The organism is Candidatus Cloacimonadota bacterium (assembly GCA_020532355.1).
Classification (GTDB): Bacteria; Cloacimonadota; Cloacimonadia; order Cloacimonadales; family Cloacimonadaceae; genus UBA5456.
The window spans coordinates 1-10536 of record JAJBBD010000091.1 but is presented as its reverse complement, the minus strand read 5'-3'; the positions used below and the strand labels follow the sequence as shown (position 1 = coordinate 10536).

Below are 10536 nucleotides of genomic sequence, written 5' to 3'. Positions count from 1 at the left end.
GGTATCCCGGATTTGTGGGCATATTTTCAATTGCTCTAATATGTACTGTCGATAATTATCCATATGGTGCTTTTCCTGCTCAGCTTCCCTGGCATAATCTTCTTTGCTCATATTCCAGTATTTACTGACAGAAGTATAGGTGAGCCCCAGCGCTTTAGCAGTCTTGGTCTGGGCAAGTCCAAGTTCTTTGTATTCCTGGATTTTTTGATATTGCTCGATACCGATCATTTTTAATTCCTCCTTTTGTTGTGTTATCCAAGTAATAATGTGTATATCAGTGCAAGCATAAGCATCACCCCCTTAAAATAGCACGCTAAATAAGCTACTTAAATATCCTGTAGGATTTAAGTAGCTTATTTAGCGTATATAGCCCATACATTAATTTATATACCCTCTAGTACAGAAGTTTTCGTCAACAGCATTATGTGTATATTTTTCCTATCAATAATTATTGTCAAGTTATCCAAATAACATATCTTGTAAAGACAGGTTTGTATTCTTTTGCCTTACAAAGATATAATTTTATTTTTGCAGTAACTCGCTATAAAATCCTATGCCTCTATCTTCAAATGTTCCAATAAGCATACCTCGATCAAGAAATCCGTTGCGTTCTTCACAACAAGTTTCTGGTAAAAGTACACAAGTATGGCAAGCAGCAAGATTTAGGGATTCAAGTCCTTGGCCTTGACTTAGAATACATACAGGATCATTTGAACATGCTTTTGCTCCAGCAATCGCTTTTCTAAAAATACGCGGAAATGCATCCGATTTCCCTTGTCTGACTAGTCCGCCTAATGTGCCTTCAGAATCGCCGCTAGCTGTATAAATAAATATCCCCGCCATTTGTTTCCCTTCAGATTCCTCAGCGCAGTAAATACGTTCGCTTAGATTCGCTATACTATAACCACACTCAAAACTAAGTTGCCTGATCAGCAAATGGGATATTGTGTGAAGCAAAATAAACTTCGGGGATATGGTTCGAGGGTTGCCCTGTCCAATAAACGACATAGCATAATTTTCATTAATTCGGTGCACGCGCTCAATTACCGAAGGATTATTCAAAATCCATTCATCAATATCATTTTGTGCAAACTCAATGAATATTCCTTCCCCTCGAACCTCATAAGCAGGATACCATCGAGTATCTGGTTCTTTTACATGGACAAAACCCGCATCATTCTTCCCAACAACAGGATTGATTCGTGAAAATCCGATTAGAGCATTTACGACTTTAACTTTATCGATAAGTGAAATAGACTTGATGTGAGGAAGATGATACTCATCTATTGGCATTTCTTCTCTTGAAAAATCACCAAAAAACCCGGATGAAGAGGACACTTTTCCGCTTAATGCTGCATATTCATCAGCACGATACTTTACGCTCGTTACATCAATTTCAGATTCATAATAATCAAGCCATTTTCTAATTAGAATACTCTCTATTTCAGATTCTGCAGCACCTATTTCCAATGCAATTTTTTTCGCCCATCTTGGCAATCGACTTTTTATAGTATTAATTTTATCCCCAGGTTCTTCGTCCTCAATAATGGTCAAACAATCTGCAAAAGCTTTACTTTTTTCTATTTGAGCATTTAGCTTATCCGCATATGGAGGAATCACAAGAGAGCTATATACCACAGGAAAATACACCGATGATGAGCCTCGTTGTACAGTTCGCGGATAGCAATCACATTTTTCTTTGATATGTTTGTGAGGGTGATTACCTTCACAACGGAAATCATTCGATCCTGATGCTTTATCAAGTTTTTCAAAACAGTCCTTATCAAAGGCACCCCTAAGAGTCGTTGAGGCGCCGCAAGAACAAGCTATATTCAATCCTTCCAGACCTTCACTTCCTGAAGCACCTGTTTTAAACTTTAGGGTAGGGTTGGCACATATCGGTTTTTTGCTTTGTATATGCACCCATTTAATCCAAGGAAAATCATTAATATGACCGTGTTCGCAAACAGTAACGATTCTAGCTACAACCAAATCTTGACGGCATTCCAAACATTGCATGTGCCTTACCATATGCTCATCATTTTCAAGTGTTCTAGCCTTTGATCGTTTCTTATATTCATTAACCCACTGAGTTATAGGCTGAAACTTTCGGCACTTCGGGCAAAAATACCATTCAGGAAATCTCATATATGATATATCTACAGGCATCGCAAAATAGTCTACGCCAAGTGCCTTTGCAAACCGTTCGTCATCGATTCTCAATTTTCCACTCCAGTATTCCGGCGCCGCCGTAATAAGAGTCTGATCAGGAAAGTCAACCATAGCACCAACCCCATATTGCAGAACGGCTTGGGTAGCGCGCACCGAATGTGTAACTTTATTAAGATCGACTTTTTCTTTGATTTTATTTACCATTGACTTATCCCTCCCAAATAATAACCTTACCTTTAACTGGAGTATCTACATTTCTCATAGAGGTAAGAGTTTCAATCGAATTGTCTTCTCCAATAGTATTATACGGTTTAAGTAAGCGTTTCATATCTGTGCCAGGAGGATTGACCATGAATCTACGTCCAAAAAATAATGGTACATTCGCTTCCAGACACAAATCAACTTTCGTTTGCCATTCAGTAATGAAGGAGCTCATTTCGCATTTCACTTCATCAGCATCATAATTCACTCCGCTATCGACACGTTTATTGATATTTTTAATTCTATCAAGTATAAACTGCTCTGCACCTGAAACAATATCTGAGAAGTATTCACTGTCAAAGTTCACCGCGTCCTTATCCTCGTTCAACCCAGCTTGTTGCCGTATAATCGAAACAAGCACGGCGTGTAGAGCTCTTTCTCGAGCGGGTTTTGAAAACGGTGTCGCTCCAGTCGGCTCTACAAAGCGATAAAACGACTCATGGTATGCTCTGAATTGTTCATAATGAGAACGATCTCGATTCTTAGTAGCATCGTATTGCACGAATACCACACCCGGAAATGAGCGTCCGACACGGCTGGATGCCTGAATATATTCACTTGTCAGCTTTGGTTGCCCAATCATCAACATAACATTTAGTCTAGCAACATCTATGCCGACAGAAATCATATTAGTAGCCAGGAGAATATTAGAAGCATAACGTTTATCGTCAATATTTTTCCTCGAATATTCCACTTTTTCTAGTTTGTCTAATGTTTCGTTAAGCTCAGTTGTTGTTACACGACTTGTCAATTCATCAGCACTAATAATCAACCTACGCGATGTGAACATACGATTTGCTGTTCGAATAATAAAATCCTTGACGTCATCTTCTACAAGTGTAGATGCTTTACCAAGATCTTTAAGGCTGTTAAAATACGCTGTTAAAGTCCACATTTTATCCTTTACTTCATCTGGTAGGTTCATCATATAAATTCTTTGTAAAAGAGCAGCCATAACTCGTATTTCAGTCATAGCCTTTGTTTTTCCAGACGGCATAATCCCAACATATTTCCGACCGAACACGCCTTCTTTATATGATATTTTAGCTTCCCGGGCGAAAAATGAGTCATCTGAATTTAAGCCAGGAGCAGGGAATTGAACAACTTCACGATTATACAGAACTGAACATTGCTCCTTAGCTCGGCGTATTGTTGCAGTTGAAGCTATTATTTTGGGACGTATACCTTTACTGCTGCATAAAGCATCAACAGCAGTTTCATACAGACCTACTATAGTTCCGAGTGCACCTGAAATCAGGTGAAGTTCATCTTGAATAATCAATTCAGGCGTACGATTACTAGTGTCTGTTGCAAAGAATGATCCAATGCGTCCGTCCCAAGGTAGCATTGCAAATTTGTCCACTGTTCCGAAAAGCAATGTTGGGGGATCTTCGTATAGTTCTTCATCAATTATTTGAATAGGCAATCGCGTAGTAAAATCGCATTCATCTTGCGGACAAAACATATAGAAATGCTTATTGTCCCTCATACTGTAGCCCCACTTACCGACAAGTTTTTTGTCCTTCTCATCTTTGACAAGTTTTGTGCCGCACCAAGGACATTTTAATACCTGGAATTTATTATGTCTGTCTTTCTCACTCCGGACATAGTAATGCTCTTTTACATTCAACAACTTTTCTAAATGAAACTTTGCATCTTCATTTCTGTTTGGAATATGAGTTCCACCTATCCACAAGCCAATAGTAACTGGCTCTTTACCTAACATATAAGAAGGATACCTGTGGCGTTTTGCTTCACAATCTCTGCGGATATATTCGCAAGCACATATCAATGTAGAGGCACGAGTGAATTGTTGAGCTGCAAGCAAACGAAGTGTATAACGCATCATCACTGCAGTACCACCTGATTGTTTAGGGTGTTTTAACCGACGATAGAAAATCGTAAATGCAGTTAACCCGAGATATGCCTCTGTCTTACCCCCGCCAGTAGGAAACCAAATAAGGTCTACAATGTCACGTTCAGGCGATGCATCATCAACTATTGAGTTAATATCCATCAGTAAAAATGCAATCTGAAAAGGTCGCCATTTGCAATCTCCATCGTCAGCTTTTCTATAATCCATATTACTCAAAATTGAAGCAATTTGCATATCATCAGGATAACGGTCTTTGTCGGCTGTTTCTGCTTGCATTTTAAGGTGTATTCTTTGCATAAACATTGCTCTGTTTGCCAGCATAAAAGCATTATATGCAATATCATTATCTCGCAATGTTTTAATTCCTGAATACATTCGATTACAAGCGCGTTCGCATTCTGCAATATTTTTAGCTGCTGCCGATTTATATCGTATATCAAGTGTTTCAGCAATATTTTTAAGATCTTCAACCCATTTTTTATATAAGTCAACCATACTTTTTAAATCGAAGAGTTTATGCGATTTATCCGTTGGATTTAAATCTGACAAATACTTCATTGACAGTTTTTCCGAACTAATTTTATCATTTACTGGTAGGTTGAAATCCATCGGCGCAACCTCTGCTATCGGGAAGAATTCACTCCAAATACTGCCTTTACCTTCATCATTGATATTCCAATCAACTGAAACACCAAGACCTGTACCATACACTTTTTTGTGTCGATATTGCAACTCAAGTGAATGTTCTTCATCATCCATTGTTTCCGGATCATCATTAAGTTCCGTTTCTACAAATACAAATTCATTCTTTTCAGATGAAACGTTAATAAAAGGTTGAAAAATACAATTGTTGGGCTTTGCTGGTGTTTCCCTAAGATCGTTAACCAGCATAACAGTTATTGACCATAGATTGTCTGAGATTCTTGTACGCAACGCCGTGATTTTAGCAGTTGTACCATCTAGTTCTCTATTATTATCTATATAATCACTTTGCGAAAAATCCAGTGTAAACTCAACCATATGGGGGACACGAACATAACCGTTTCTACAAAAATCAACAAAACGATAAGCTATTCTTTTTAATACAAAAGACTCATTCTCAGGTATTGTGTCCCTTTCAAAGATGTCTCTGACTTCTTTTGCATTAATTGAAGAAATAAGTTTAATTATCTTCAATTCTTTATCATAAACCATTTTATGCTCAAGCTCAGGTGGTATGGAGTAGCTTTCGGAATTATCTGGAACATAAGGGATTATGCAGTCGGAAACTTTTGCTTTTCTATATGTAGCAAAATCAGCACTGCCATGTACTAAATCTGTTTTTCCCCTTACAATAAAAGTTATCCCCATAGACGAAGGCATATACTGAGAAGAAAGGCTTATTTCTTCATCTAAGTTTTCTTGAGCAGTTTCGTCGTATTCACAGTTTCGTATCGCTTTTGTTATTGTCTCATTCGGTTCATCATTCTGCGTAAAAGAATCCTCAAATTCGTATGCGATTCCTTCACCGTTTTCTTCCTTTGGTATGGTTTCATCGTTATCCTGACTGATTTCGTTCCCTTGCGGATATAATATACCTACTGAGTAACGGCTTGTCGGGCTGCTTGAAATAAGCTCGTGTTCAGCATCAGGTATGCTGAATTCCGAACCAGGCCCTAGAAGCTCAGACTTAGTTAATTGAATATATTCTTCTCTAGCTGCAATCATCTGCTCTCGAATTTCATTATTTGTCATATTGTAACCTCCCAATCCGTAATCGGTTTATTGATTAAGTTAGCAGAAACAGTAACTGGTTCTTCAAGCAAATTTAGTGTGGCCAACTCTAAAATCTCAGACAAATTTTCCACATTATCGTATACTATTTCAAGAATACTTCCTATAGGTGGTTTGTGTCCGCGTAGCTTGTCTAAAATAGCTTTTCCGATTAATTCTAGTATTTCTTTTCTTTGCCGCCGTACAATGCGGCATGCTTCGAAATAACTGTGCGTGTCATTAAGAAGGTATGGATCCTGAGTAAGTTGGGCTATATGTCTTAACGTAATTTCATCTCGAGGCCCCACTATATGACTTTCTTCGATAAGCCACTGACGAATGGAAGCCTCTTGTAATGAGCTTCCGAGTTTTTGAAGCCTTGTTGCAATATCCCTATATGAAAGGTCATAAATTACTTTGTATTCGCGCAAAATATCTTTCCAATAAGATGCCTTTTCAGTCGCATCCAAAACATCTGAACTTAAGCGACCGCTTATCTGTAAATTCTCATATATATAATCAACCATATTTCTGGCATATCCGTCTCGTTTTAGAAATACAAGCTGATCCCCTGCAGAAAGACTTTCCGCAGCAATTTCAGATACTGTTCCAGTTACAGAATCAAAAACAACTGCTTTGTAGTACTTGGAAAATAATACTTGTTCATCGCTTACAAATCGCCCTATAGCGCATACTTCGGATGTTAATGTGTCTCCAGCATTGCCAGAAACGTTAGAAGTATACTTATTGATATCAAGTATACTTATATTATTTATATACTTTTCCAAACCCACTTCCTCATCAATAAATGAGATTAAGTCATTGTTCTTATCTTCATTGTTTTCCAGGTCATCATCAAATAGATCATCTTGAATAACACCGATTCTGGAATTCAATTTATTCTCAAAAGTTTCCGCTTTGTATTTTTTGTACTTGAACCAGTGCGTTTCGCATTCATAAAGCAATACAATAACATTTTCAGCCGCTCTACATTTTACCGGATCAAACCGTTTTCCGCAGAAATCACCTATAGCTATGATCTCGTCATAGCATACAGAGTTATCAAAACGGTTGGCGGTTACTATAGTTATTCCTCTTCTGTAAAATATTTCGTCCTCACAGAGGATATTGACATAATATGCTTTTGGTACAACAAGAGCAATTTTTTCTGCGTTCGAAGACTCGAGGTATCGCTTTAAAGCATTATATTTAGAACAATCTGCGAAGCAAGATTTGTACAACTGTTCTAAAGCATCGATAACATATATACAATGATATTCTACAGATTCTGCATTTTCTGCTAAATCCCTAAGTTCACGGATCCGGATAGCAGGAGAAGTCACACTGGCCTTCAACATGCCGTTTTCTATAGCTTTTTCGAGTTTTTCAATAGGAAATACAGCTGTGATTAAGAGGTTAAGGAGGGAATATGCTTTAATTAGAAAAGAGTTCTTATTATCGTCATTCCATTCAGAGTTCTTTATTGCATATAACGCTTCTTTGATTTTACGAAAATTTTCCCATGAGCATCCGCCATCAACAATCTCTGTCTTAACTGTATTATTAACAATATTCTCAATTTGTCTGTCAAGTTCAAGGGTTAGGTTATTTATCTCTTGTGGAGGAAGAGAATTTTGCAACAGAAATTCCCTTGTACACGCAAATACTGCAGCTCCCCCCTGCGATTCAATAATATCTTTCGCACATTCTGAATCAATTTCTACCGCAATATGAGAAAATTTAAGAGTTTTTCTTCCCAAGAGGTCAATCAGTTCGGAACCACCATTTGATACTGCATCTGCACCGATAACCATCAACCCGACTGTTGTATTTCCATGTTTCTCTAACACCAACTCACGAGCGGTCGATATTTTCCTCGTTATCTTCAATACTGGTTCTGTTTTTGCTGGATTGTTACCTAGTTGATATTCTTCACCGCTGTCCGCATAATACGATGCTGTAACTATATCCAGCAATCCTACGCTCATGTTGTCTCCATAAGAAATGCGTAAACCTTTAGATAAACGGGCAAAAGTGTCACGTTCGGTAACAATAACCACAGAAGCACCAGTAACACTTGGCACCTCTGTTACTGGAACTCCCAATATATGCGAAATGAAATCAGCTCTTTTGTTATCTTGTCGCCTTATTCCTCTTCCGTCGGTCAAGCTTGAAGTCCCATAGTAGGGTTTTATTAAGTTTTTATTATCCTCAAACGGAATCCAAGAAATTGTTTTTCCGTTTTTCCCTCTGCCATCCTGCTCTAGAGTAATGTATTGGGTTCCATCTCTGAAATCCAATCCACGCCAACGATACCGACCATTTCTGAACAGAACAATATCACCTTCATTTAAAGAATCAATAATCGATTCGGAGTTAGTCCTATCAAACGATACAGATGCTAATGCAACCATAATAAACGATACAATATCAAAGCAAATGGAACCCGTATGCAACGCTACGCTGACTGAATGGCCATTACCAGACAAAGCGGACATGAAAAATTCGGCATACTTTTTGACAATTAGCTCTTTAGATATAAGCGAGTTTTCAAAGTATATGTCGCACTTATCAGTTAAGCAAAAGCGCTTCTTATCATTTGTCATGGTACAGCTACCTCCGTAACAAAATCACTTCCTGTTGAACCCCTCAGCTTGTTTAGCCCCTTCCTCCAATACCTCAAAAAATCAGCTGCGTTTTTTTTTAATTCTTTTCTCTTTTACTATATACATTGCTTGTTTCAGTACTATAGCACTCGCCTTTACAAGGTCTATCGGTACAGCATTGCCAATTTGCAGAGCAGCCGCTGTAAGCGAGTTACTGAATATGAAATTGTCTGGAAATGTTTGCAAACGAGCCGCTTCACGAATTGAAATTGCCCTATCCTGTTCGTAGTGTCCATAGCGCCCCTTTGAATAGCTTAGGCATCCTCCTGTCATTGTAGGTGCTGGTTTGTTAGCATCCATAATACCGTAAACATCCTTATGTCCTGAAAAGACATTGCCATTAGCATCCTTTTTTTTATGGCACTCCAAGACCAAATCTTCTGGTAATCCGTCACGCGAACCACCGTTGGCCCGGATTGCCCGTATGCGCTGAAGGTTGATATCGCTCAAATTAGCGCACTTATGATTGTGAATTTTCCCTTCGGGATCCACGTAGGTTTCACCCGCTCTAATGGGCGGTAGATCACCGATGGCTTCTTGTACCGTTTTCCACGGGAGTAAACCGTCAGTTTCTTTCTCTGAGTGAGTTGGCTTCGGAAACTCGAATTGAAACCCGCTATCATTCAATTCCTTGTGAATGTCTTCTCGCACGGCATGTAGCACAAATCGCTTACGTATCTGCGGAACTCCGTAGTCAGCAGAGTTAAGAATGCCTTCTACCACCAAATATCTCTTTCTCAGACGAGTTAGAAATTCGTCGAGGATTTCCTTGTTGGATTTGGTCTTAAGGCCTGGCACATTCTCCATCAGTATGAACGGTGGTTCCAATTCCTCGATTATTCGCAAAAACTCAAATAAAAGTTTTTTGCGTTCAGCAAGGGTTTTCTTTATGTTTTTTGGGTTTTTACGTGAGAAGTTTTGGCATGGAGGACAGCCAGCGAACAAATATATGTCATCCTTTTTTATATCAGCGGCTTTAAGTATTTCCCAACCGCTCAAATTGCAAATGTCATCATGCAATACTTTTACCATGCTAAGCGGTTGATAGCTTTGATAGGTTTCTACTGCGCTACGATCAATTTCAACCGCAGCTTTTACTTTAAAACCAGCCAAAGTAAGTCCACAGGATACACCTCCGCAGCCTGAAAATATGTCTACTGCTTCAAATTCAAATCTCATTAATAACCTCCCTCACTTTCAATGTCCAACGCGGCGATAGTTTTCAAACCCGCTGGAGTGTTGATTTGCGGAGGGGTTTCCGTGTTTTTGAAGGCTTGGAGCTTTTGAGCGCACATTGCCTTAAAGTCGCAACTAACACAGTTCTGTTGACAAGCTCTCATAGGAAAGTCACCAATGAGTATCCCTTTGACAGCCCATTCAATAACACCGATGGCGTTGTTTACGGATTGGTTGTCCACTGGCACAGCAGTACGCTGATTGTCTTTTAATGTATGTATATAACCTGTTTCCACATTTTCGCCTAAAACCTCTTTTGCCGCCTTTGAGTATAATTGCACCTGAACAGACATATCCCGCCAATCATAAGATGCAACGTCCTCAGGTGTTTCCATCGACTTAAAGTCGATAACATCCGCTGTAATAATACCTCTTTTTGGATCTTCGAGCATAAGCAAATCAATGGCTCCTGTTATCAATGCATCCTTAACAGAAATTTCAAAACGCGCCTCGTCTTGCCGCAAGCGTCCAAAGTCGGCTGCATATATATACGAATATTCAGTCATTATGTGCTGTACAAGTTGCTTTGCACGTTCATATGAACCGGGACGGTTGACGGGGTCGTTGCTTGGG

The 10536-nt window shown here is 38.9% G+C and carries 6 protein-coding genes; all 6 read right to left on the bottom strand.

Features of this window, described 5'->3' with window-relative positions:
* Positions 1–228, bottom strand: a 228-nt coding sequence (locus tag LHW48_02935; protein MCB5259415.1) for an IS21 family transposase, incomplete at its 3' end; no start/stop codon positions are given.
* Between the two features lie 294 nt (positions 229–522).
* Positions 523–2376: a DUF1998 domain-containing protein gene (locus LHW48_02930; GenBank protein MCB5259414.1), complete on the bottom strand. Its 1854-nt coding sequence runs from the start codon at positions 2374–2376 to the stop codon at positions 523–525.
* 4 nt (positions 2377–2380) lie between these two features.
* Positions 2381–6043, bottom strand: coding sequence for a DEAD/DEAH box helicase (locus LHW48_02925; GenBank protein MCB5259413.1), 3663 nt, complete (start codon positions 6041–6043; stop codon positions 2381–2383).
* Entirely contained in the window at positions 6040–8667 is a 2628-nt protein-coding gene (locus LHW48_02920; protein ID MCB5259412.1) for a DrmE family protein, read from the bottom strand. Before LHW48_02920 ends, LHW48_02925 begins: the two co-directional genes overlap by 4 nt.
* Positions 8668–8748: 81 nt before the next feature.
* The gene (locus LHW48_02915; GenBank protein ID MCB5259411.1) at positions 8749–9906 is read right to left on the bottom strand and encodes a DNA cytosine methyltransferase; all 1158 of its coding nucleotides are present in this window, start codon (positions 9904–9906) and stop codon (positions 8749–8751) included.
* The coding region (locus LHW48_02910) for a PD-(D/E)XK nuclease family protein (GenBank protein ID MCB5259410.1) at positions 9906–10536 on the bottom strand (631 nt) is incomplete at its 5' end. The genes LHW48_02915 and LHW48_02910, both read right to left, overlap by 1 nt.

Bases quoted from the DNA above. Each gene is read 5' to 3' on its own strand.
- LHW48_02930 (MCB5259414.1), bottom strand. From the start codon at position 2,376: ATGGTAAATAAAATCAAAGAAAAAGTCGATCTTAATAAAGTTACACAT.
- LHW48_02925 (MCB5259413.1), bottom strand. From the start codon at position 6,043: ATGACAAATAATGAAATTCGAGAGCAGATGATTGCAGCTAGAGAAGAA.
- LHW48_02920 (MCB5259412.1), bottom strand. From the start codon at position 8,667: ATGACAAATGATAAGAAGCGCTTTTGCTTAACTGATAAGTGCGACATA.
- LHW48_02915 (MCB5259411.1), bottom strand. From the start codon at position 9,906: ATGAGATTTGAATTTGAAGCAGTAGACATATTTTCAGGCTGCGGAGGT.